7 protein-coding genes are annotated in these 26,876 nt (G+C 55.9%); 1 reads left to right on the forward strand and 6 read right to left on the reverse strand.

Going from position 1 to position 26,876, the window contains the following annotated elements:
• Positions 1-33: 33 nt before the first annotated feature.
• From SH528x_RS16120 to SH528x_RS16130, 3 genes are all read right to left on the reverse strand, one after another.
• Complete coding sequence (locus SH528x_RS16120) at positions 34-927, reverse strand: alpha/beta hydrolase fold domain-containing protein (RefSeq protein WP_442511543.1); 894 nt, start codon at positions 925-927, stop codon at positions 34-36.
• A gap of 47 nt (positions 928-974) precedes the next feature.
• Complete coding sequence (locus tag SH528x_RS16125) at positions 975-4,184, reverse strand: efflux RND transporter permease subunit (RefSeq protein WP_442511544.1); 3,210 nt, start codon at positions 4,182-4,184, stop codon at positions 975-977.
• 160 nt (positions 4,185-4,344) lie between these two features.
• Entirely contained in the window at positions 4,345-5,583 is a 1,239-nt protein-coding gene (locus SH528x_RS16130; RefSeq protein WP_442511545.1) for an efflux RND transporter periplasmic adaptor subunit, read from the reverse strand.
• 713 nt (positions 5,584-6,296) lie between these two features.
• Here SH528x_RS16130 and pgl point away from each other — a divergent pair.
• Positions 6,297-7,016 (forward strand): 6-phosphogluconolactonase, encoded by a 720-nt coding sequence (gene pgl / locus SH528x_RS16135; RefSeq protein ID WP_442511546.1) that lies wholly within the window; start codon positions 6,297-6,299, stop codon positions 7,014-7,016.
• Positions 7,017-7,594: 578 nt separating this feature from the next.
• On the opposite strand, the gene SH528x_RS16140 is transcribed toward pgl, so the two are convergent.
• From SH528x_RS16140 to SH528x_RS16150, 3 genes are all read right to left on the reverse strand, one after another.
• A complete protein-coding gene (locus tag SH528x_RS16140) occupies positions 7,595-21,250 on the reverse strand; it encodes a choice-of-anchor Q domain-containing protein (RefSeq protein WP_442511547.1) in 13,656 nt (4,551 codons plus the stop codon).
• Positions 21,251-21,829: 579 nt separating this feature from the next.
• Positions 21,830-23,131, reverse strand: coding sequence for an Lpg1974 family pore-forming outer membrane protein (locus SH528x_RS16145; RefSeq protein WP_442511548.1), 1,302 nt, complete (start codon positions 23,129-23,131; stop codon positions 21,830-21,832).
• 551 nt (positions 23,132-23,682) lie between these two features.
• Positions 23,683-26,826 (reverse strand): DUF7133 domain-containing protein, encoded by a 3,144-nt coding sequence (locus SH528x_RS16150; protein WP_442511549.1) that lies wholly within the window; start codon positions 26,824-26,826, stop codon positions 23,683-23,685.
• Positions 26,827-26,876: the final 50 nt, after the last annotated feature.

The following is a 26,876-nucleotide window of genomic DNA, read 5'->3' on the forward strand; positions in this document are numbered from 1 at the left end:
TTGGGGTGAGACGTAGCGAGGTGGGGAGGAAGGTCACTGTGGACGATGTTGATCGAGGAAGCGAAGCATGGTTGTGAAATGGGGATCGCGAAAGAAGCGGGCGCCGCCGTGGCCCGCCGACTCAACCGTCACGAGTTTTGCTGACAATCCAGCGTCGGTGTACCGTTTGACAATATGTTCGCTCTGGTCCAACAAAACCACCTCGTCGCTGTCGCCGTGAAAGACGAGCAGCGGCGGATCATCCGAGGAAACGTAGTGAGCCGGACTCGCCGTTTTCTCGATCTGAGGGCTAACCTTTCCATCGCGAAGTCCTCCGAGCAACGCAAGACTTCCTGATTGTTCAGTGTAAGCTCGCTCGGGTTGCGTTTTGCCTCGCAAGACAAAATCGGACGGTCCGAAATAATCGACAACGGCTTGCACCGCGGATGATTGCTCAGCATGGTCACCGAGCGTTCCTTCCAAAGTCGCGACGCCGTCGGAGACGCCTAGCATTAACGCCAGATGCCCGCCGGCGGAGCTGCCGGCGACGGCGATCCAATCGGCGTTGTAGCCGAACTTCTCTGCATTAGCACGAAGCCAGCGAACCGCGGCTTTGCAATCGTGGACCTGGGCAGGGAAGATGGCGGTGTCGGTGAAACGATAGCTGATGCTTGCCAATGCGTACCCGTGCTCGGTGATTTTACGAATCGGTGTCTTTTCTTTCGAGCCTGCACGCCAACCACCGCCATGAATCCAGATGACCAAAGGAGCTTTGTCTTGGCCCACAGGCACGTAGAGATCCAACTTCAGCGGCAGTCCGTCGACCTTGGCAAATACGAGATCGCGATGCACCGTCACTTTGCGGTCGTCTTGTCCGCTGAGTTTTCCGGTCATCAACACGATGGCAATTAGCCCGAAGGTGAATGATTTAAATTTACAGTTCATCATTGAATTGGCGGATCTATTTTCTGGGGTCTTGATGACAGGCTGGAAGCCTATCCCACATTTCTTTGTGTCAGTCGTTTGGGTAGCGTGGCGAGGTCATCAAAGAAAGTATAGAGCACGGGGATGGCGATCAGGGTCAGTACGAGCGAGAGCGTCTGCCCGCCTGCGGCCAATACTGCAATCGATCGACGTTCTTCCGCACCAGGCCCAGTGGCGATCAACAAGGGCAGCAGTCCCGCGACGAACGACAACGTGGTCATCAGAATCGGACGCAGCCGGTCTCGGTTCGCTCGCATGATCGCGTCGTGACGCTCGAGTCCTTCCGCACGCAGTGCGTTCGTATGATCGACTTGCAAAATGGCAGCCTTTTTCACCACTCCAAATAGCACCAAAATACCGAGTGCCGAGTAAAGGTTCAGCGTTTCGCCGCCCCAATAAAGACTGAGCAGTCCAAACGGTACCGCCAATGGCAACGACAACAGGATGATCAGCGGATAGATCATGTTTTCGTATTGTGCCGCCAACACGATGTACATGAACACGAACGACATCAGGAAGGTCCAACCAAAATCGGTGATGGTACGTTCCAGTTCTCGCCCCCCGCCGAGTGCCTCGCCGCTAAACCCGGTCGGCATCCCAATTTCTTGGGCAGCTTGTCTGATCGCTTCGGTTCGATCCGCCAACGCATAGCCCGCAGCGATGTTTGCTCGTACCGAAACCATGCGTGAACGGCTGAGTCGATCGATTCGCGACGCGGCTTTGCTAAATTTGAAATTGACCACGTTGTCGATACGCGTCAGCGACTGGCTGCCAGCGTCCTCCGTCGTCACTGCAGCTTGTTCGGTCGTGTTGGTGCGGGCGGTCGGATTGGTGCGCACATACAGTTGAGAGATCGACGGGACGTCGTTGCGGTCCATTCCGACCAAACGCAGCTCGACGTCGTAGGCATCGCCGGCGGATCGATCGAGATAACGCGAGACGCGGTCATCACCGCCGACAGCAACTTGTAGTGTTTCAGCGATCTCTCGCACCTCCACTCCCAACGCGGCTGCTCGCTCGCGGTCAATCGATGCCAATAGCTCGGGGTTGTCGATTTGCAGCGTGGAGTAAACGTCAACAATGCCTGGGATCGTTTCGGCCTTCTTGCGTAACTTCTCGCTGAACTCGAGTAGCTGGTCGGCGTCTGGACCGGTAATCGCAAAATCGATGTCGACCGGAGCTCCCTGGCGTAGCGAGGTCAGATTTCGAACCGATACGCGAACGTCATCGAGCGTTCCAAGCTTTTTGCGAATTTCGCCCATCTTGTCACGTTGGCTGAAATTACCGCGAAACGCGGCTTTCGGGTCACCGGCGAGAAGTCCTTGCCACAATCGTCCGAGCGAAAACGTGCGATATTGGCTATCGATCAGCCGGATATAGATTTGGGCTCGGTTGACATCGCCATAGCCTCCCGTACCTACGGATGCCAAAACCGTTTCGACCCCATCGACGTCGCTGAGGATCGCTTCGGCGCGGTCAATCGTTTCACGCATCGCCATCAAACTGGCCCCTGGCCTCGCTTCGGCTCGCACCTCGAATTCGGACTCGTCGACATTCAGCGGAACGTAATCGCGTTGAACCCATTGGCTGAGCGGAATGTTGGACGCGATCACAAGAACGACCAAGACCAAGACGGCCCAGCGAAATCGAAGTGCGATCGCAAGCAACCATAAGTAGGCATTTTCGACGAGTCCGTACAAGCCGCGTCGCGATTTAGGGGCGGCGGCCGCAGCATCTTTAGAGGCTGGACGAAGTAGTTTGCTGCACATCATCGGTGTCAGCGAAAAACTGATTAGCATCGAAATTAAAATTGCAACCGTCGCGGTAACGCCAAATTCGAACAACAACCGTCCGGTCACACTCGAAAGGAACGAGACGGGCAAAAATACAATCACGAGTGAAAGCGTGGTCGCCAGTACTGCCAGCCCAATTTCTTTAGTTCCCTTAACCGCTGCCTCGGCCGGTTCCATCCCCTTCTCTTCGATACAGTGGAACACGTTCTCCAAGACCACGATCGCATCGTCGATCACGACGCCGACCATTAACACCAATGCGAGCATGGTGACGTTGTTCAGGGTGAATCCGAACCACTTCATAAAGGCAAAGGTGGCAATGATCGATGCAGGAATCGCGACGGAGGCGATGATCGTTGAACGCCACGACCTCATGAACAGCAGCACGGTCAAACAGGCCAGAATACTGCCCGAGATAAGATGCCGTTCAATTTCGTGCAGCGCTTCGACGATATAGCGTGATTGGTCTTGGATGATATCGACACTGACATCGTCCGGCAGCAAGGCGTCGCATCGCGGCAGCGTTTCTTTGATCCCGTCGATCACCGCGACGGTGTTTTGTCCACTTTGACGTTGCACTTGCAGAACCACGGCCGGTGTTCCGTTCAATCGAGCCAGCGTGCGAACTTCTTTCGTAGCATCGTTGGCTTGGCCAAGGTCGCCGAGGCGTATCGCTGTATCCCCGACGGTCGCGACGACAAGATCCGAAAAATCACTCGACTGGGCAACCCGTCCGAGCGTTCGAAGTGATCGTTCTCGTTGCCCCTCGTCCATTCGGCCGCCCGGCACCTCGGCGTTTTGTCGGGCCAACGCATCGCGGACTTGCAAGATCGAGATGCCGTAGGCGGCCAACCGGTCGGCGTCGATGTCGACTTGGATCGCTCGGTCGGCTGCACCTGCGATTTGTACCTGTCCGACACCACGCGACGATTCGATCACGTTTTTGACGTAACGATCTGCTAACACGAACAATTCGCGAGGCGATCGGGGCCCTGAGACGGCCAGCGTCATGATCGGTGACGAATCGAGGTCCTGTTTCTGAATGATGGGCGGATCGATTCCGGGAGGCAATCGATTCACGACACTGGCGACCGCATCGCGAACATCTTGGATTGCCGCGTCAATGTCTCGATCGAGTTGCACGGTGATGATCACAAAGGAGCGTCCGTCCGCAGAAATCGACCGTAGTTCGTCGATTCCCGCAACCGTGGCCACGGCGTCTTCCAGAACTGAACTGACTTCCGATTCCACCTCCTCCGCCGCAGCTCCGACGTAAGTGGTGCGAATGAAAATTTGAGGAAGGTCAAGATTGGGGAAGCGATCCACACCCAATTGTGGAAAGGCAACCACGCCCGCCACCACAAACGCGGTGATCAGCATCAAGGCAAAGACGGGGCGTTTGACGCAAACTTCAGCAAGCCAGTACACAGATCATTCATTCCTGGTGAGTCGCGGGATAGGCTGCTAGCCTGTGATTGTGGGATAGGCTTCCAGCCTGTCATCAGCATCCTCTCCTCCCCCAGACATTTCAGCTGGAGAGTCTTCCCCAAGGGAGGCAGCGTGACAAACTTCAAACCGACTTTGTGGTTTACTTGGAGGCTATGGGTGTAGCAGCCGGTATCGCCGCCTGAGGTGTCGATTCAGGATTGATTTTGCCAACGCGGCCGCGCTCGGCGTCGAGCAAGATCAAATCGCCTTCGGATAATCCCTGTACGACTTCGAGTGAGGAACCTCGACGTTCACCGATTCGCACCTCTTGTTCTTGCGTCACCCCATCGACGACTTTCCAAGCCTTCGTCGCGCCGGCAAACTCGCTGATCGCCGACTCAGGAACGATCAATGCAAGGGCATCGGGCTGGGTGACCACTTCCGCCTCGGCGAACAAGCCTGCACGAAGCGTTTGATTTTCGTTGTCGATCAATGCTTCGAAAGTCAACGCTCGGCTCTGTTGGTCCAGCGCCGGGCTGACTCGAGTGATCTTCGCCTCGCGTGGTTCCGTGACCGATTCAATCTTAATTCGCAGACTTTGTCCGACCGCGATCGATTGCGAGTAGCGTTCGGGGATCTTTCCACGGAAACGCAGCGGGTTCGTGCGAACGATCGTCGCTACCGGCTGGCCGACTGACACAAACGTTCCGGGGGCAACTTGGCGGTTCAGTACAATCCCATCCATCGGAGCGCGGATGATGGCATCTTTCAAACGCTCGCGTGCGACCGCCAGTTCGACCTGACGGACTTGAATCAAGGCGATTTTTTCTCGAACTCCGTTTACTGCGGATGCATAACGAGCTTCGGCAACGCGTTCTGCGGCGGATGCGACGTCGTACTCGCCTTGGGACATCGCATTCTGGCTGCGTAACGAGGCAATTCGCTCGAGACTGCTTTGGGTTTCCTCCCACAACGCCCGTTCTTGCCGGACGGGTGGTGCATTTGCGGGATCGAGTTTTTCTACAGGATCCCCTTCCAATAACCCAACAGACGACCGCGCTTGTAACAGTTGGGCTTCGGCTTGTTGGACCTGCAACAAAAAGTCTTCTTGGTCAAGTGTGACCAGCGGATCTCCGAGTTTTAGCACGTCGCCGACATCGCCATGAACCTCTGCGACTCGCCCGGCAACTTTCGCACCCACGACGGATTGTTCGTCGGCATACACACTTCCCTGACTGCGAACGGTTCGCGGCCAAGACGACAATTCGATGGTCAGGACGTCGGCGTCAAGCGTCTCGAGCGACTTCGTTTTTGCTTTAACCTTGGCTTCATCGTTTGTGCGACATCCGCATAACACGATAGCGCTCAGCAACATCCACGACAGAAATCGAGCAGTCATAAACGATCAGCAAGAGGGAGGGTGAGTGGCAGAGGATCCAGCGAACCGTCGGCAGCAGCTTCGACGTGAGCGAGAATCAATCGGTGGGGACAATCAAGGGTGGGCAGCGATTATTGTAGTCGCGGAATGCGAGCGTCGCTACCGTCGCCTACTCCTGCAAAGCAAGCGTTTGTACAAGCGTTTGTAAACGACACCTGCATGCATCCGTATCCCCTGCGTCTGTGTCACAGCGACCCCCGCTACCGAAAAATGGCAAACAATTCGCCACAGGCACATTTGGCGCGATACGGATAACGTGAACGATGGCGGGCAATAATCCCGACCGCTGACCAGAGAGGCCAAAGATGGTCTAATGTGGTTCCCGATACCACGCCTTCAAGCCCGAATATCCACAAGGATTACCGAGTCCATCGAACACGTTCATCGTGCCAAAAACCCCTAAGTTCCATCCCGCTTTTACCGCGGCAACACTGAGCCGACGAAACTTAAGCTTTTTGGCATTCGATCTGAATTACAGCACGGAATCACGGTTTTCGGAGCAGAAGTCGTCGAGACTTTCGTTGTATTTTTCGAGCGATTCGAAACTCTCGCGTGATTTCTGCTACTCCTGAATTGTGCTGTAACGCAGCAGTATTGCAAAGTGTACCGCGCGGTTTCGGAATCCACGGTCGCCATGGCCAAACTAACCCTTAAAAATAATCACGAGTCAATCAATGAGTACTGAAACGAAAAAATTCGCCGATCCCGCAGCAGTAGCATCCGGTTTCGCCGCCGATTTTGCGGAGTGGTTCGCAACACAGGGCCAAGAAAAAATCACGATCGCCCTTTCTGGTGGCAGTACGCCGAAGTTACTGTTCGAGTTGTGGGCCAGTGAATATGCGGACAAAATTGACTGGTCGCGTATCCATTTCTTTTGGGGTGACGAGCGCTGCGTCGATCCCGATGACAGCGACAGCAACTATGGCGTTGCCAAAGCGTTGTTTCTCGACAAAGTTCAGATTCCCGAAGAGAACGTGCACCGCGTGCTCGGCGAAGCGGACCCTGACGAAGAGCGATTGCGTTATGAAAACGAAATCTACGGCTATGTCGATATTGATGATAACGCGGTCCCCGAGTTTGACCTGATCATCTTGGGGATGGGAACCGACGGTCATACCGCCTCGATTTTTCCGCACCAAAGTCAATTCTTGAAATCGCCTCAGGTTTGTGAAGTCGCGATCCATCCCGAAACGGCACAAAAGCGAATCACATTAACTGGCCCCGTATTAAACCGAGGCAAGAAGGTCGCGTTTTTGATCACGGGTGCGGATAAAGCCGAGGTTTTGGCTCAGGTGATCAACAAATCCGGTGAATCGGACAGTTTTCCGGCGTCACATGTCGAAGCCAGCGATCTCACCTTCTACATGGATGAAGCCGCAGCGGCACGTTTGTAAACAAACGAATTCAAAAATCGGATTGATTTCGACACGTCTCGGTAATCGCCAGCAAAAAACGCTCGTACCCAGGCCCTGCCTGGGAACGCACTGCTTTCGAGGCGCCCGCCTCGTCTATTCACGCTCGACAGGCGAGAGCCTGCAATTCATGGGGTTACCAGGCATGAGTCCAACACCGTGAACGATATCGTCGCGGAACTCGTCAAGAGTTTCGGGGTATATTGCTGCGGGACGAAAGTCTTGACGGCTTGTTGATTTAATCCAAATGCAAATCGCAACGGTGAGCCGTGGGCCGTAAGGCACCGGGTAGTGCGTGGGACCCGGCCGCTGACGCGTCACGGCTCACTAAATCAACGAGCCGTTGACGACTTCCGCTACACCAAAGAAGCACGATGGCTACTATGAAATCGTTCAAGGCGTTGGGCAGGAGCCTAGGAACCAGTGGTGGTGTTCATCGAGAAGTGCCAGAGTTTGATTGATTTCCTACCGGCCGTTCCATGCAACCATTTCGGACGGCCGGTGGGAACCGGCCCTGCTCGAAACTGGTACGTGTCATTCCGCGGCAAACTCGATTGGCGTTACGACAACACGCCCCGTCGACTTTCTAGGTCGGCTGCGATCCAATCCGTCTCATCGTCATCGAGAGCAATTTGTTCGAAGACATCATCCACTGCTGCGGAGTACGAGTCGTTACTGCTCGGGTTGGCAGTTGATTCGCCTTCGCCGCTTCCGGTTCCACCGCGACGATTGATTTCGTTGATGACCAGCAATGCGTCGAACGCGGTCACGATTTCATTCGAATCGACGTCCAAGTAGTTGCCTCCGGCGGCCAACAGACGCGGTGCTTGACTGGCCTCTGCATTGGTCAATCCTCGGCTGACCGCATTGATGACAATCAAGGCATCCAATGCGCTGACCTTGCCGTCGTTGTTGACATCGTAACGGTTCTCGCTATTCGTCAGTCCCGTCAGATTCGTCGGCTCATTCGCCGAAGCGATCGGCGGATCAAAGTTGCCGAAGATTGGCAGTGCCGTTTCGTCGCCGTACTGGGCAAACGTGTCGTTACCGAGCGGTGCGGGTGAATACGCATCAAACACATTCGCAGGGTTGTTGTCGACTTGATCCGAGATCCAGAAGAACACTTCGCCTTGTTCCTTCGGCAGAATGCCCTGACGTCCCTTCACCCAGATTCCGATGTCATCGATACCGTCCAGGTTGATGTCGCCGACGATCGGACGATCGGTGAACCCACTCAGTCCGCCGAAGCGATTGAAATCGTCTCGAACGTCCCAGGTGAAGTCGCCGGTACCGTCTCGGTTGGTGTCAAAGATGAACTGGTTCGTGTCGTTGACAAAGACGGCCAAGTCATCGTTTCCATCACCATTGAAATCGCCGACGATCGGAAGCCCGTTGTAGTTCGTCGCGATCCGTTCGTTCGAATCGATTTGGTTGTTTCCATTGAGGTCCAAGTACCAAGCTTGGCCATCAAACAAACCAATTTCGTCACCATCTTTGGCCGCACTGAAATCGCCTGCAACAGGAATGCCGTTGACTTGGAATTGACCGGGCATGATCGAGGCCACATCACCGACTCCGTCATCATTGGTATCGATCAGGAAACTGTACGTACCGTTGAAGCGACCGTAGGCGCCAAGTTTATCGAAGCCTGATGCAACGCCTGTGACCCCGTCGGCAAAGTTGCCGGCGAACAGTGCGTCGGACAGTTGTCCGAACTGCATGACAAAGTCGCGGTTGGTTGCATCATTGTCTTGGCCCTCCGGATCAAAGACATGGTTGCCGTTGATATCGACATAAACCAGTCCTTGGCTGATCGTACCGAATTCGGGGCGGCTGTCGACGGTAAAGCGGGCGGCAAAGTCGCCACCACTAATGCCGTTGCCCGATGGCAACACCGCGATTGGAGTACCCGGGGCCTGTGCCGAAGAATCGCCATCGAGCAAATTACCCGCAGCGTCGGATATCGAATCGTCCAGCGTTAGCGTGTAGCGGTCGTCAGCCAATAGAGCGGCAAACTGAATCCGCACCACGACCTGCTCAGGCGTCGAGCTGACGATGAGTGCATTGTCGATCAGTACCTGTCCCGAGTGATCGCCGACCAGTTTGTAGTTGCGAACGTCCGCAGCGAGTCCGGGATCCACTGCAGGCGAACTCAGTCCGGCGGCAGCGGGAGGGCCACCTGCAAACGTAATTAGCAGTGAACCGACTGCAGGGGTGGGAGACAAGTTTGGCTTCGAGGCGAACACCGTGTTACCGACGGCATAGTCGACGCCGGTGACTATCGGTGGGGTCGTGTCCAGCAGAATGTTCAGGAATGTGGGGTTCGATACGTTACCAGCCAAATCCTCGGCGGTACCGCCGATCTGACGTTGGCCGTCAAATGTAAAGCCGACATTCAAATCAGCCGTCGACGTCGCACGATATTGACCGTCTGGGAAGGCTCTGTTTCCATCCAATGGAACGGCGACGGTCAACCCGATGGCAACGTCCGAACCATCGATCACGTTGTTCGTGATTGCGGCACCGTCAGCATACAACCGGACCAAAGCGTCCGCTTCTGCCGTGCCAACAAATCCGGGTGTGCGCACGTTAGTGATGCGATCCGATGAACTGCCGATGTTGCTTTGAATACCGCTGTCGGTAACTGCAGGATCCAGCGAGATCGTCGGGCTCAATGGTGCGGTGGTATCAAGTGTTACCTTCAAGACGGAACCGAGTTCACCTCGGCCAACGTTCTGAGGAGTCGAGCGATCTCGGACCCACACGGCGGCTGACAAGAAGTTGTTCGGTCCTTCTTGCAAGTCACCCGCGGTTGCAGTGAATCTCCAACGATTGCCGTCGCCAGTGTAGAACGCAAAGCCGATTGACACGTCGTTGTTAAACACTTCAATGCCGTAGTCCGCCCCGGTGTCCTGCGCGTCATTGTTCGTCGTGTCGGGCACCAAGCCCAAGTTGGTGAACGAGTTTAGACGATCGTCGTCGAGGTAGATGTCATAACGAGCGGTGGCGACGTTGGTGACATTGTCGTCATCATGCCGCCCAGAGTCGTCCAACGCGATCAAATCAACCACGTTCGGGACAGGCGCCGCTTCGTTTTCGATTGTCAGGTCAAACGTATTGATGGCGGCAGCGGTGGCACCGGCGATGCGGACGAAATAGACATTGTCTTGCACCACCGTGAACGTAACCCGTTCATCGTTGGTACTGGAAAGACTCGAACCAATCGGGTCGCCGTTGGAATCAAAGATTCGAAGGTCAAGATCCCCGTTGCCCGGCAATCCCGGTCGACCGTTGGCGAGCGTATTGACTTGCTCGAACAGCAAGCGGACATCAATGGTCCCCGTTTGAGCCGCAACGAGTTGATACCAGTCCGCATCTGGCGTGGAACCAGCCACAACCACACCTGGGTCAATGACCGGATCGAGGTTGATAACTTGGCCGCCGCCTAAATGCGTCGCATTGGGGAGCGTATTATTGTTTTCGAAGCGGTCGAACTTGAATACGACCAGCCGTCCATTGTTGTCGGTTCCAGTCCCTGCGGTGATGTCATCCTTGGGAATCACGTCACTGTAGGCGATTCCCGTGAAGACGACTGGCGCGAGTGTTCCAACCTGGTAGCTGCCGTTGGCTGCATCCGCTTGCTGACGAAGGATAACGATGTCTCCAAGCCCATCATCGACAACATACAATCGATCGAGCGACTCGGTTCCTTCGGAACCAACGACATCGACTCGTAGGCTGTTAGCCGCCGTCAGAGTATCGGCCTGGGTGACCTTGATCGAGTCGGTACCAGCACCCGTCAGCACGCGAGTGGCTTCGACGGTTCCTGCGACGAGCGTATCCGTCTCAGTCACACCGTTGACGATGTACTGCAGCGTCGTCGGTGACGTCTGGAGGACTTCAATCGCGTCACTACCGGACGTGCCTTCAATGAGAATCGTGTCGAAATCGGCTCCGCCATCGACTGTGTCATTGCCCGCGGCTCCGACGATCGTATCTTCGCCAGCACCACCGTTAAGGGTGTCGCTTCCCGATCCGCCACGCAGGAAGTCATTGCCTGCGTCGCCGTTAAGAATCGTGTCAGTCGAGGTGTGTCCCAAACCAGCGGTCAGGCGGTCATTGCCTGCGCCACCGCTGAGTGTCACGTCAATTGTGCCTTCGACGTTGTCTCCGATGGTGAGCACGTCGTTGCCGTTGTTGCCCGCGACGGTCAAGCGATCATCATCCGGTTCAGCGATCGCTCCACCGATATTGATGTCGTAGGACAGCCCGGCAACATTCACAATTCCGCCTGCGAGTGAGACTTGCAGGTTGTCGTCGGTGCTTCGTCCATTGACCGTAATTGCTTCAGTGTCACCCGCCGCACCGAGGTTCAGGTTCAGCACCTTCAACTCAGTTTGCGTCAAGTCGTTGACAACAACCGTTTCCACTCCCGTATCGCCATTGATGTCAACTTGTTCGACACCGGCGATATCCAAGTTGACGCCGCCTTGGGTTCGAGCCAAAAGCAGGCGAGCCGCGGTGTTAGGGGCAGCCGTATTGGCTGACAACACGAAATTCTCGGTCGCCACTTGAGCCGCGGTCGCGCCGTTAAACCGAACCACGTCGGCTCCGCCGCCATCACCTTCGATCAAGTCGCTGCCGTCGCCTTGATTCCAAATGAACGTGTCACTGCCATCGCCGCCGAAGAAGCGATCGCTGCCAGTGCCGCCGGTGACCACGTCATTTCCGTCTTCACCATAGATTGTATCGTCACCACCAAGCCCGAGAATGGTATCGTTGCCGGCACCACCGAAGATCAAATCGGCGAGTGGGCTACCGATGATATTATCGTCACCATTGCCGCCAAAAATCGTGGCATCTTGCATCGTCGAAACATCGATAGTGTCATCTCCGTCACCTGCATCGACAACTTTACGCACACCGGGCAGTGCCAGCGCGAGTGTGATGTTGTCGTTGCCCGAGAGGGTTTGAACGCTAACCTCAGCAAGGTTCGCACCCACAGTGATGCCAATGCCGTTCACCGTGACAACGTTATCTGTCGATGTTACGACATCGTTGGCGGGTGTGCCGATCAATTCGAGAACGTCGTCGACGACAGCGGCGGCGCTGCCCGTGACGGTGAATGAAGTGTTGAAACCGAACGTCATCCTTGTGGGAGCGATGCGGAACAGGTCAGTACCGGACTGGTTGACCAGTTCAACCGTATTGAACGCGCTAATGTCGATCGACTCACGACCTTCAATTTGGACCAGATCGCCAACGAGGCCACCACCGACATTCCAAGTGTTGTCACTGAAGTCGTCGTTGATGACGAGTGAGTCAGTTGCGCCGGCGCCGTTGACTAGCAGGTCACCCAGCAGCAAGTGTTCGATACCGCGATAGGGAATGCTCAGCGCATTGACGTTGACACTGCCTTCTCCACGAATGAAACCCGGTGAGACACTGAAGGCTTCATCAACATCCACGGCACCAATGACGTTCAAGCGGTCACTACCACCAGGGCTGCCGCCTGCGATGGATATTTGCGAGTACGGTTGTGGCGTGTTGATGACAAACGAATCGTCACCGTCAAGTGCGTCGAGCGTTAGCGCTTCGATGTTCAACGTATTAAGTGGCCGATGCACCAATGCCCTGGCCGGATCGCGGAGTGTGACCGCACCAGAGGTCGCAGCGACCTCCAGGACGTCGTTTCCTATCGTGCCCAAGACAATCAGTCGGTCACTGCTGCCGGCTGCTTCTCCCGCACCGTCAACCGTGATTGTCGAAGTTGATCCCAGGTCTTCGTAGGCAATGCCTAGCAGACTATTGACACGCAAAGTCCCCGCATCGGCTACAGTGCCTGGTGTATGGACGATGGTGTCTGCCGCAGCGGTACCAACGACGGTCAGCGTATCATCGTCGGCCTCACCGTCATAGAATAGCTGTTCGATTGCCGTGACGTTGATTGGCGCTTGACCAGCCAACGTCAGCACGCCGCCGTCAGCCGCATTCGGGGTCCAGTTTGGTGTGTCATCTACTCCATCGACACCCGTCACACGCAGACTATCACTACCGGCGGTTGGCAGGCCACCGTCAACATTGAAGGTAACTCCGAGAGCTGGGACATCGACATCGATGGTGATATCATCGTCACCTTCTTTGCCTTGTAGCGTCAATGTGGAGACGCCGACATAGGTGATCGTGGGACCATCGTTGACCGTCACGTTGACCGTGTTCGGAGCAATGCCGACGGCCGTAATGTCGTCATCGGCGCCAGTGCCCATGATCACAATCGCACCCGCCGGTGCGAGGGTCACACCGATCGCTTCGATCTCGTCAAAGCTGATGATGTTGCCCGTCACGTTGTCGGTGAAAGCACCGGAATCTTTTTCTGGTCCCGCCATGAACGTCAGGGCATTTGCCGATGTCACGTTCAACGTGTCGCCCACGGCACCAATCGGATTGCCACCAAGAATGTTGTAGTTCAAGCCGCCATCACCATCGGTGGTGACGTTGATCGTATCGCTGCCGTCGCCAGCCTCGATCCGAACCTGTTCCATTCCAGTGATCGTGTTCGTTCCCGCCGACAATCCGCCAGTGATCGTGAATGCTCCGCCAGCGTGGACGGTGGAAATCGTTTCGCCCGCAGATGTGCCACTGACCAGAATCGTATCGGTTCCCAAACCACCGTCGATTGCGTTGGCACCGCCACGACCATCGATGATGTCGTCACCGTCGCCGCCGTTGATCGTATCCGCACCCGCGCCGCCGATCAGCGTGTCATTGCCCGCACCACCATTGAGGATTGCATCGGCCGACAGGAAGTCATCGCCCGCACCGCCATTGAGCGTAATGCCGATGGAGGTTTCGACACCTGCGGTGGCCTTGATTGAGTCATCGCCATCATTGCCGTTGACAATCAGCGTGTCAGTGTTGTCGGGAAGAACCAGATTGACATCGTAGGACAATCCGAACACGCCGATGCCAGCTGCCAGGAAACTGGTAGTGATGTTGGAAATATTCAAATCATCCGCGGTATTTCGACCGTTGACTGTGACGGTGGCGCCGTCGCTGCTACCCATAGCAAGATTGAGCGAGCGAAGGTCGGTCGCAGTCAAGTCGTCGACTGTTACTGTGTCAACGCCATCAGCCAAGTTGAGGTCGAGCGTTTCCACACCCGCGGTATCGATCAGCACATTGCCTTGAGTACGCAGCAGTTGCAGTCGTGAACCGACGCCGGAGGTAGGATCGTTCGCTCGAACCGTGAAGGTTTCGTTAGCGAGCTGAGCGGCGGTTGCACCGTTGAACAGCAGGACGTCGATTCCGTCGCCCCCTTCGATCACGTCGCTGCCGTCACCTTGATTCCAAGTGAAGGTATCGCTGCCGGCACCGCCGTTGAATGTGTCGATGCCGGTCCCACCGACAGCCGAATCATTTCCGTCACCGCCATCGATCACGTCGTCGCCTGCCAGAGCGGTGATCGTGTCATTGCCCGCACCACCGGAGATAATGTCCGCTTGTGCGGTGCCGGTGAGCGTGTCGTCGCCGAGGCCACCGGAAATCGTGATCGCACCGACAAAGACGAGGTTGGTCAAGTCGATGTTGTCATCGCCTGCGAGTCCAGAAACCGAAAGCGATTCCAGGTCAGTTCCAACCGTGATCGTGCTGCCATCGACGATCACTGCACTGGCGGCCGAAGTGATCGTATTGGTTGCCGCATCGCCAAGAATGTTCAACTCATCGACACCGCCACCGCCATTGAAAGTGACTGTAGTCGCATCGGTGTAGTTGAAGGCAATGCCGGCCGATTGGTTGTGATCGAACGAGCCATCGTTACCACCGTTGATCGGCGTCACATTGATTGTGTCATTCGCAGCCCCGCCGTTGACTGTCAATACAGCGTTCGCATCGATGTTGACCTGTTCTACACCCGTAAACGATACAGGGGTAAACCCAGCTTCAGTAATCGTCTGTGCGTTTAAGTCGACCGTTACTTCGCCGAGACCGCTGCCAACGAAGTCCAGCACGTCGCTGCCGCCACTCGGATTGCCGGCTTGGACCTCGACGCCCGTGTCAATCGGGTGATCGCCTTGCACACTAAAAGTGTCATCTCCGTCAAGGCCGATCAGCCGCAGGAACGTGACGCCGTCCGTTGAAATCGGCAATGTTACGTCTACCGCGAAGGCCGGCTTCTGAATCAGCACTGTGCCTGTGCTGGTCAGGCTGAACAGATCGTCGTTGTCGGTGCCGATGATGTCCAGTCCGTCGCTCCGGCCACCGCCCGAGTTGACGAAGGCCAAGCTGCCCCCGACATCGAGACTTTTAAACTCCACAGGCAGCAGCGGATTGCCGACGAAAGCGTCGGCAGTGATCGTACCCGAGTCAACGTTCACGCCCGGACTGAAGGTGATTTCCGCGCCTGGGCCGGGACTGGTGTAGGTCAGTGCATCGTCGCCACCCTGGCCGTTGATGATCAGATGTTCGGTGGTCGTAACCACCACAGGCACCGTCTGAGCCCCTGTGATTCTTGCACCATCGGCGGTTAACTGATCGACCACGATCGTGTCTTGCGCTGCGGTGCCATTGACAATCACTGTATCGCTTGCGGTCGGATCACCCCCGGCGACGTTGATCACACCGAGCTCATCAGGTGTGACTGGGTTATTCAAGTTGATCTCGTCACTGCCTGCTCCGGCATCAATGTTCAACACTTCAAAGTTGGCGAACTCAAGCGATTCGAATCCGTCGACGGTGATTAATCCGGTCAATGCTCCAGCAAACACCGGGTCCACTGGATCGTTGCTGTTAGGACCTTGCGTGTAGTTGATCGAATTGGCTGCGTTGAGAGCTTGCGGGAAGCCAACACCCAACGGCGCCGCCGCGACGTTCAAGACATTGTTGCCACCGGCTGGAGCGATCACTTGAACCGGTTCGAGTCCGAAGAACTCGACGCGTTGGACCAATTGGTTGTTCTCTTGGAACACCGCACCGGCGTCGGAGGTTTCACCTGGATTGTAGGTGGTGTCGGTTGATGTCGTGCCGATCAACCGCAACACGTCGAATCCGCCTGGTGCTCGGAATTCTCCGCTGGTATTACCAACCCCGTCCCCGTCGAAGACGATCTTGGCGCCCACCAGACCATTGCTATTGTCCACTACCAGCGTATCGTCGTCAGCAGAACCACGGATCAAGATCAAGCCGGTTGTCGCTTTCGGCGCACTGAACACCAAAACCGAGTTGACGAAGACCTGGACATCTCCGGTTAGCCCGTTGCCATCGTTGATGATCAAGAACTCATCCGGATTGCCGTCGCCCGCATTGCCGAAGGCCAAGTTGTCGGCACTGATGACGAATCCGTTCAAATCGACTTCGACTGCACCGATATCGTCTTGAGATCCTTGCGGCCGCGCGAAGTCGCGTTGATCGACAGTCAGTGTGGTCACACCGAATCCGATAACTGGGCTACCCGCGCCGGGCAAGTGTGTCGGGGTGGGCCCGCTATTGTTCAACAGCGGCAACAGTAACGCGTCGCCGCCAAAGATGGTATTGACGGTCAAGCCGGTCAGCGTGCCATCATCGGCATCGCCAATCAGGTTGAAGTCGTTGCTGTTGATCGAACCGCTGAGATTTTCTTCGGTTCCACTGCCGGGGTTCTGTGCAACGATTGTGTTTTCGATCGTGACGCCACCGGTGCCTCCGGCAATACCGCTGCCGAAGCCTGTGGAAGCGTCGTTGAGTGTGATCGTGACACTGTCGGTGATGACAGTACCGCCGTCGGTATTGAAGATACCGCCACCATCACTGCCGGTTGCTGTATTCCCCGAGATCGTTGTGTTGGTCAGGGTGAACGTGCCAGTTCCGGAATTCCAAAGACCGCCGCCTTCGACAGCGGTGTTGTCATGAATGGTGCTGCCGTCAATGGTCACCAGTCCAGCACCCGAGATGTGAATGCCGCCGCCGTTACCGGGATTATTGCCGGCATTGTTATTACGGATCACCGAATCGGTGATATCGATGCCGGTACCCGCGTTGTCCTCGATGCCGCCGCCGGCGCGAGTCGACGTGTTGGCGTCGATCAAAGAGTTATCGATGGTGATCGAGCCGCCCACGTTCTGGATTCCGCCGCCGCTTCCGAGGGTGCCATCGGCAAGGTTGCCGCTGATCGTCACATTGTCGATATCAACGACGCCGCCGTTATTGAAAATTCCGCCGCCGCCTTGATCGCTTCCGTCACCACTGGCGGTGTTACTATCGATCAGCGTCCCATCGATGATCATCGTGCCGCCGCCGTTCCACAGTCCGCCGCCTTCTTCGGCAGCGGTGTTGCCGATGACTGTGCCGCCAAAGATGTTCACATCACCCGTACCCGTGACATGCAGACCGCCGCCGTTGCCCGGCGCGGTCATGCCGGTGGCGGAGTTAAGATCCAAGTTGACATTCTGTAGCGTGACTCCGAGTCCTGAGCCGGAGTTGTCTTCGATACCACCGCCTGCACGATTGGCCAAATTGAATGCCAGCGCGCTGTTGTCGACTGAGAGTGTTCCGCCCACGTCGTTAAGAATTCCGCCGCCGCTGCCGGCCAAACCGTTGGCGACATTTCCAATGATCAATGTGTTACCGGTCACGTTGACGATGCCGCCGGCGTTGAAGACCCCGCCGCCGCCTTGATCGCTTCCGTCACCACTGGCGGTGTTCCCATCGATCGTGGTGCCATTGATCGTCATCGTGCCGCCGTCGTTCCACAGTCCGCCACCCTCCTCGGCCGCACTGTTGCCTGTGACCGAGCCGCCAGTGATGTTCACGTCGGCTGATCCGCTGATGTGCAAGCCGCCGCCGTTACCGGGTGCCGTCGCATCGGTCCCCAAGGCACTGTTGCCGTCGAGCGTGACATTGGTTAGCGAGAGTGTCAGGGGCGAGGCATTTTCGATTCCACCACCAGCCCGCTCGGCCGTGTTGCCGGTGATCACGATTCCCGAAGTGGCGAGGCTGAGTGTTCCGAGGTTAAGAATACCTCCGCCACTACCCAGCACTCCGTCGGCGACGTTGTTAGTGATCTGAACGCCGTTGGTCAGTGCCACGGTGCCGCCGTTGTTGAAGATACCGCCACCCCCATCGTCGGCTGCATCGCCGCTGGCGGTGTTGCCGTCGATGGATGTCCCGTCGATGAACATCAGTCCGGTGTCGTTCCAGAGACCGCCACCTTCCAGTGCGGCGTTGTTTCCATTGACGGTGCCGTTGGTGATCAGAGCATTGCCGGTGCCTGTGATGTGAAGACCGCCGCCATTGCCGGGGCCATTGCCCATTCCCGAGGCGGTGTTGTTATCCAAATTGACGTTGGTCAGGGTGGTGGTGAATATCACAGAATTCCCCGAATTGTCTTCGATACCCCCGCCTGCGCGAGCCGCCGCGTTCCCCACAATTGCACTGTCGCTGACAACAAGCACACCGTTGGTATCGTTTAAGATTCCGCCGCCGCTACCGGAGAGTCCGTTGGCAAAGTTTCCGGAGACGATCGATCCGCTGCCGACATTGACGGTGCCACCGGCATTGAAGATACCGCCACCTCCCTGGTCCGATCCATCGCCGCTGGCAGTGTTGCCGTCGATCGTCGTGCCGTTGATGGTCATCGTGCCGCCACCGTTCCACAGGCCACCACCTTCCTCAGCGGCGCTGTTCCCAAACACCGTGCCGCCGAGAATGTCGACGTTGGCAGTACCGGTGATGTGTAATCCGCCACCGTTACCCGGCGACGTCGGATCGGTTCCCACCGCGCTATTGAAATCAATGAAGACATCGGTCAATGAGAGTGTCGTACTCGACGTGTGCTCAATGCCACCACCTGCTCGCTGAGCACTGTTGCCGAATATGACTGTTCCCGGGGCGATATTGAGCACTCCGGGATCGGCATTGAAGATACCACCACCGCTACCGAGCACCCCATCGGCGACGTTGCTGCTAATCGAAATCGGGCTGAGGATATCAACGACGCCGCCGTTGTTGAAAATGCCGCCACCGCCATCGTCCACCGCATCACCGCTGGCCGTGTTTCCATCGATCGAGGTGCCATCGATGGTCATCGTGCCGGAGCCGTTCCACAGGCCGCCACCTTCTTCGGCAGCTGAGTTGCCGCTGACCGTGCCGCCAAAGATGTTTACATTACCAGGTCCGCTTACATGCAGCCCGCCACCGTTACCCGGCGCACTGCCGGTGCCGAGCGCGCGATTGTCGTTCAGTTGCGTGTTTTGCAAGTCGACAAATCCGCCAACGCCCGAGTTGTCTTCGATACCCCCACCGGCCCGGTTGGCAACGTTGCCACTGATCGTGGCACCGATGGAAAACAGGCCCCCGTTAGTGTTGTTCAAGATCCCGCCGCCGCTCCCCGCGAGCCCATCGGCAACGTTATTGGTAATGGTGATAGAGGATACCGGAAGCAGGCCACCGAGCTGAACGAATCCGCCTTCGTTAAAAATACCGCCGCCGCCCTCGTCTGCCCCATCACCGCTGGCCGTGTTGCCATCGATCGTGGTACCGTCGATGGTCATTGTGCCGCTGCCGTTCCAAAGGCCGCCACCCTCCAACGCAGCGCTGTTGCCGCTGACCGTTCCGCCAAGGATGTTCGTGTCAACGGTGCCGGAAATATGCATGCCTCCACCGTTACCGGGTGCGCCGACGGCTTGATTGTTGGTCAGAGTGACGTTGGTCAACGTTGTCGTGCCACTCATCCCCGAGATTTCGATACCGCCGCCAGCACGATTGGCACTGTTGCCGCTGATCGTTGAGCTATCTACGGTCAGGATACCACTGCTAAAGATACCGCCACCACTTCCGCTACCGGTTGTGGCGACGTTGTTTGTGATCGTCGAACCATTGACCACATTTAAGAATCCGCCCCCGCGATTGAAGACACCACCACCCCCTTGCGTCGGCGCCGTTCCGCCGGTCGCCGTGTTACCGGTGACTGTCACGCCATCCAAGGTGGCAAAGGTCCCGAAAATGCCGGTAGCGTTGTCGATCAAAATTCCGCCGCCAATGAGGGCGGTGTTGTTCGAGATCGTACCACCAGTCACGCTGAGACTCTCGGTTTCGGTGACCCACAATCCGCGACCACTGTTTGCCGTGTCTAGGTTGACCGTATTGAGCAGGACAGTGTCAAAATCAAATCCACCATTGACGATCAATGATGCGGCATAGCCAGGATCCAGAGTCGTGACATTCAGCAGGTCACCTGCGTTGCCAAGGTTGACGGTCAGCGAGTTGGTGGGATTCGGAATGATCGTATCTTCAAACGTCGCCCCGTTATCGATGATCTCGATGAAGCCCGTCGCGGCACTGTTCTGCAGTGTCGCGTCGTTGGAAAAGGCCAGCGGCAGATTCAAGATCGTGTTGGCCGCGTTTCCGGCGTTGATCGGTTCCAAACCGGTGTAGGTGATCACGGCGCCGTCAAGATCAAGGTTGCCGTTATTGCCCTCGCCTGGCGTGGTCGTGGTGTAATTTAAAATCTGGTCGTTAAACGAGCCCAGGATTGTTAAGGAGTCACCATCCGTAGTTGCTTGCGTTCCACCATCGAACGACAACCCCGGGATCGGTCCATTGCTGAGGTCAATGGTCAACGAGTCGTCACCAGCGCCACCGACAACCGTCACCGAGTTTAGAAACGTCGTATCAAAAGGTGACATTCCATACGGGGCAATGTTAGCCGGCGCACCACCGATCGTGACCTCCAATTGACCAGCCCCGTTGAGCCCAATCGTAATGTCATCGTCACCGCCGGTACCCCCAATCATAAGATCCTGCGCAAAGACATTGACATCCGCTTCCCATCCAGCGCGATTGACGGAGCCATCGGAGATGAAATTGAACGTCAGTGTGCTACCGGACGCGGTGACGGTTCCAGGGCTCGCGGTGCCGCGAAAAACTCCAAGACTTGGACTGGCCGTACTGGGTCCGTCGAAGATTGCTAACTCGTCCGCACCGATTGCGAAGTCTTCGGTGCGGAACGCCGTGAAGTCAACCTCGAGAATGCCAACCGAACTGTCGAGCGTCAGGATTCCATTTTCGTTGTTAATGTAGTTCCCAGGCTGGGCGCTTAACGTGAGGCTGCCACCGATTCCGCCGCTGTCGAAGTACTGATCGGCCTGCGCGACGTTGTTTAACACCGTCCCTGTCGTCGGCTGAAGTAACACTGCCAGCAATCTTCGATCTTCGAGCGACTCGATGTGTGGTCTGCGCGACATCAAGTTTGTAAGTCGACGTCGTTTCGAATCGCGAGTCCTGCGGTCCTGTTGACGATCTCTACGTGCTAACTTGCCAAACATCATGACATCCCCTACCCGTGTTGCTAATCGATGAAGTGCGTAATTCCAAAGGTCACCAAATCCACCGCTGCAGGATGGGTCGATGGTCACCTAAAAAACCATCATAGGGGCATCACAACTCGCAAGATAGGAAAAATAGTATGAGGTTCCCTTCTTTTTCCAAATTCCTGTAAAAATCTATATTGACATAGTTATTTGCGGGTTTGCAACGAAATCGTATATATAAAAACGATTGGATTCCTACAAAAATAGTAGGAAATCGCTGTTAAAAGCCGCGGCAATGCTCGATGCAGCAGGATTGAAAAGGCGGGCGATTGGGCTATTGAAGCAAGAGGGGCGTTCGTCGTAGTCGTACGCATGATCGCCTGAAAACAAGTAGATGAGCCTGCAAATGACCAGGACTTCACTGGGAATTGTATCGCAATACGAAAAAAAAACGCGTACCGAATTTTCATTCGGCACGCGTTTCAAGTTTGATCGTTTCGGTTTGACTTTAACTTAGAATCGCCATTCAGCTCGTGCTGTCAGACCGCTGAAGGTCATCGTTTCGCCAGCATCAGTCAGTTGGCCGTCGCGGACCGAGTTGATGTAGCTGCGTGTGGTCACGGCTTCGTACCATGCACTCATCAGGAAACCGCTCGATAGTACGAGATGACGTTTCTTACCCATCCAGCGAACGCCAAGTTCGGCATCCAGCGTTGGTGTGGCATGAAAGTCTTCGTAACGATTCGAGATCACGCCGCCACCAAATTGGTTGCGTTGGTCATACGTTGCGTTCCATTCGCCGGCCATCAAGCTGGCCATGGTTTTGCCATAAAGCATTAAGCCGGTGGTGCAGCTGTAAGTCTCGAAGTCCAATCCGCCACTGATACCAAAGCCATCGAAATCAATGTCGGTGGCGACGTTCGTTAAACCTGTCGCTACTGCGACGGTTTGATCGGCACTAAATTGTTGTTCGATGTTGCCGTAGCGAACCCCTGCCAACCAATTGACTGCAATCGAGTCGGTTTGCTTCCAAAGATGACGATAGTTCAAATCGAGCGTTTGAAAGTTCATGTCCTGGGAAGCCATTGCTTCCAAGCTGCTGTTACCCGACGTTGCAACACTCGGGTGAGTGACGTTCGATGCGAGCACATTGTTCTGTTGTGCTTCGATTGAACTTTGCGAACTGCCGTCCCAGCGTGCATAGGAAAGTTGGATGCTGCTGCATTGAGACAACCCAATGCTGCCTCCGACGCGGAACCCCGCTTCGGCATCCAAACCTACGATGCCGAGAGGTCCCGTTGGTGATGCCACATCGGGATCGGGATCGGGATCGGTTTGCTCGGTTGCGTAAATGAGATCGGTGCTGCCAGGACGAAGCCAAAGGAACTCGCCAAACAGGCTGGTTCGATGTGCCCACCATGGTGCGATGTGACGATCGCGTTGTCGTTTGCGGTCATGAAGCTTTGCAAAAATTCCACTTCCACCGTCTCGGCTGCAACTGCAATGTCCCGATGGGGCGTCACAGGAATCGCAATAGTTGGATTCACGATGCGGCATGTGGGGCGAATAATCCGATCCCACGTACACGGGCTCAGCAAACCCTTGCTCGCTGTACTCAGGACCTTGGTAATGAGGTGCTTCGTGAGACGCTGGTGCTACCGCATAATCGGACCACTGACCATCGCCAGCAGCCTCAAGCTCGTAAGCCAAGTCGGGACTGACTCCATCGAGTGCAACCGCGGCTGTCAAAGGGAGTGCAGCGAATAATGCTGTCAACGCACGTCGGGCTTGAGTGCCAATCCAATGTCGCTTCATTTTGCTTGTTCCTAAAATTTCGATATCCAACCGGAATAACTCCGGAAAGGGGGGAAATACAGCGATTTGCCGCCAAGCGGGTAAGCACTCCCCTCGCAGGTAGAGGTATCGGAACTAATAGGACCCGACTTTCGAGAATAATCGACACAGCCGGACCTGTGCCCCATGTTGCCCAGGTTAACATCGTTCGGATTGTAAGAGGTTTGCCCGAACGCAGCGTAAAACTCAGGGTTCGACGCCCTTGACTGCACTCGTGGATTCTAAGCAGGTCGTTTGGTATTTACCGGTGAAACGTCGGTCGTTCCGTGAGCCGACGGCGTTAGCCCAATGCGGGACCGCTAAAACTTTGGTATCGACAGCATGTTTGGATTGCGCGGGTTTGATTCCTTAGTCGCGAAGCGACGTCATGCCACCGCTTCGCGGTTCAAGAAGAAAACCTGCGTTATCAGAATGTACCGTCGATACCAACGATTTAGCGGACCAGGCTAACGTCGTCGGCTCAGGTCATCATGTGGAATGACTCAGATTGACCTGCTTATGATCCAGGGATGCTATTTTGCAGAACGCAGCAACGCCATTAGATCCGACAATTCCTGGTTCGTTAGCTGGTCGGCCAACCCCGCCGGCATGATCGAGATTTCGCTCGGTTCGCTCAGTTCGACGTCACGATGGTCGAGTCTGACGGTCCGGTCGGCGGTGAGTTGAAGTTCAAACCCCTCGCTTGTACGTGCCCGAACTAGGCCATTGAAGACTTGGCCATCCACGGTCAAGATGCGCAAACCTTGGTAACTCTGCTCTTGCCGTGCACTTGGGAATAGCATCGCTTCCATCAACGCTTCGGCCGTGCGACTCGATCCGATACGCGTCAGCTCTGGACCGATATTCGCGCCGACATAGCCGATGCGATGACAACCGCTGCAGGCCGCTTTGCTGCTGCGAAACACCTGCAGCCCTCGCACGGGATCGCCGGGCTCCAATTGCGACAGTCGTGACTCGACCGAAGCTTGGACATTTGCATCCGGTCGCTGCAACTCGGCCTCGGTCTGTATCGCCAACGTCTTTAGATCGTCGGATGATTGACGATACAAATTCGTTAGAAACCCTTGCGGCAAAGTGCGTGAAACGCGAAGTGACGCAAGTTGCTGTAACATCGTCGACTCGAGCGTCTTGTTGGCCGAACGATGCACGGCTTCAATCGTAGTAGTCAACCTCTGTGATGGTATTTCGGATAATGAATCAACCAGTCGATTAGCGTCGGAAAGCCTTGCCCGCTGCAGCACTTTGGTTGCAAGTGGCGCAAGCGTTTCATCGTCACTCAAAAACGCACTCACGACCTCTTGTTCCACGGCTGCATTGTCCAAAACGCTGCCGGCCGGCAGGGATGCAAGCAGATCAAATCGATGCTGAGGCGACGGTGATTTGATTGCAATCGTTCGCAAGACTTTCGCAAGTACATCAGCGTCATGCTTATCAATTTTTGTCTGTCGTAGGTTTTCCGCAAGTGTACGTTGTAGCGGCGGTTCAGCATCAGCAAGAAACGCCGCCAATCCCTCCACCCATGCATGTGGCATCACGCCCGAGGTGAAGTCGTGAACGTGGTTGGCCAAAAATGATTGTTTCGCTACGTTGGACGTGCTTGCGCTGCCGATCCACTTCGCGATTTGTTGTTGAACAGCGTCTTGCTGTTTCCATCCCGTGATCAGTAACGCGAGCGTTTCGGGCGCAACGGTGTCTTGAGTTCCAATGTTAGAGAACCATCGGTCAAGCCGCTCGCTTGCCTGTGATGCCCACTCGGGATGCTTGGCCATGATTTCTGCAGCGGTTTGACGCAAGCTGGGATCGCCGGCGCTGAGTGCGGTGAACCAGACCGAAATCGGAATGTCATCGCAGCGGTCGACGCGATCAAGCACTAACAAGGCGGCGCGTCGTTGCGTTTCTGATTGTGCAATGCCTAAAAGCTCGACGTCGCTGGTGCGAGCAATTTCGATCAAGGCATAAAGCAACGAATGTTCGAGATGTCGATCTTGTTCCGCACGATCAATCGCGCGAAGTAGCGATTCGACGGTCTTGGGCGAGCCGATGCGGCCAATCGCTTCGGCACTCGCACGCCGGACATGCAAATCGTGGTGATCGAGCAAACCCACAAGTCCGTTTACCGATTCGGCATCGCGGTCAATCGATACCGCATGACAGGCGGCTTGCAAGATCGACGAGTCGGCTTGAGTGAGTTGTTTACGGATCGTGGCGTTTGATTCCGCCGTTTCCAGCCTGCTGATCGCCCACAGTGCCGCGATACGATCCTCAAGCGAGCGGTCCGTGCTATTAAGCACCGATTCAAGTGACGAGATGACGGAGTTACCAGCGTCTGCGATCTGTAAACCCGCTTGCCGTCGAACCCAAGGCCGCGGGTCAAACAAGAAATCCACACGATGATCGCCCGATTTGGTCTTTGTTGTTTCCGCTGAACGGACTGCGGCTTCGTCCGAGTTCAATTTGACTTTTGAGATCCGGTAGATGCCTCCCGCAGCGGTTGCTTGATCGATCCGTGACGTGGGGCAACACAGGTCGTACCAGCCACCGGTGTCGATGACCAGCAAACTGCCGTCGGCGTCCTCCAAGACATCGGTGGGATGGAAATCAACGCGATCGGCCACGACCAAATCGTGATCGACGCTTTGATAACTGCCGCCTTGGGGAATCAATTGATGCGCCGTCACCTTTTGCAAATTAAACAGTGCGGCAACAAGCACTCGGGAATTTGGATTTTCCGTGGACGGCACTAAATGATTCGAATGCAAACAGGCGAGCCCACTTGGAGCGGCGGGACCGAGTTGAGTCATGATCGGCATCAGCGATCCGGTGCGTGGATGACCATCGAGCACGGCTTGTTCCTTACCATAGACGCCTCCGTAAACTGCGTGGGCGATGCCGTCGCGGAGTCCATCGCCAGGATGTTGCAAAAATGTGCTGGTGAAAAAGGCTTCCCCCTCGGGTGTAAACGCTGCTTCCACAGGATTGTCCATCCCGCCCGTCATGACTTGTTCGACGGCACCGCCCTCGAGTTTGCGGCGATAAATATGGGCTGCCGATGATTCGATCTTGCGTCCGTCCAGCAGCGAGTGCGTTTGTTTTGCAAACGCGCCCTTGCACCAGTAGATCCAGCCATTGGGACCGAGATACGGACCATGCAGATCGTTGGCGCAGCCCGTGATTGTTTGCCCATCGAACCAGACTTCGCGATTTTCACAGACACCATCCTCGTCCGCGTCTGTCAACTTCCAAATCACGGGTGGTGCCGCGACCAGAATATCGTTGCCCACACACAGCACCCCTTCGGGGAAGCTGAGATTATCCGCGGCAACGATGCGTTTGTCGAACTTACCGTCATGATCGACGTCAACCAAACGTATGATCTTGTGCAGCTTCTTTTCATTGTGCTCGATGATCGGTTTGCTGACGCCAGCAGACTCGGCCACCACCAATCGGCCTTGATTGTCCCAGTCGGCGACGATCGGCCATTTGATCAGAGATCCGCCTGCGACTTTTTCAATCTGCAGACCGTCCGACAACGTGAACCGAATTCCGTCGATCACGGTTGCATTAGCGGCGTTCTGTTGACCAAACAGCGGAGTTGATGAGACACTCAATAACAGAGTCGCGAACAAAAATCGCGACCAAGCTTTGGTTGTAAGCATGATGTTGCAATGGTGGGGCGGGAGATGCGGCGGGATAGGTGGCAAGGGCC

This window comes from Novipirellula methanifontis (genome assembly GCF_052161655.1).
Lineage (GTDB): Bacteria > Planctomycetota > Planctomycetia > Pirellulales > Pirellulaceae > Novipirellula.

Bases quoted from the DNA above. Each gene is read 5' to 3' on its own strand.
- SH528x_RS16120 (WP_442511543.1), bottom strand. From the start codon at position 927: ATGATGAACTGTAAATTTAAATCATTCACCTTCGGGCTAATTGCCATC.
- SH528x_RS16130 (WP_442511545.1), bottom strand. From the start codon at position 5,583: ATGACTGCTCGATTTCTGTCGTGGATGTTGCTGAGCGCTATCGTGTTA.
- pgl (WP_442511546.1), top strand. From the start codon at position 6,297: ATGAGTACTGAAACGAAAAAATTCGCCGATCCCGCAGCAGTAGCATCC.
- SH528x_RS16140 (WP_442511547.1), bottom strand. From the start codon at position 21,250: ATGTCGCGCAGACCACACATCGAGTCGCTCGAAGATCGAAGATTGCTG.
- SH528x_RS16145 (WP_442511548.1), bottom strand. From the start codon at position 23,131: ATGAAGCGACATTGGATTGGCACTCAAGCCCGACGTGCGTTGACAGCA.
- SH528x_RS16150 (WP_442511549.1), bottom strand. From the start codon at position 26,826: ATGCTTACAACCAAAGCTTGGTCGCGATTTTTGTTCGCGACTCTGTTA.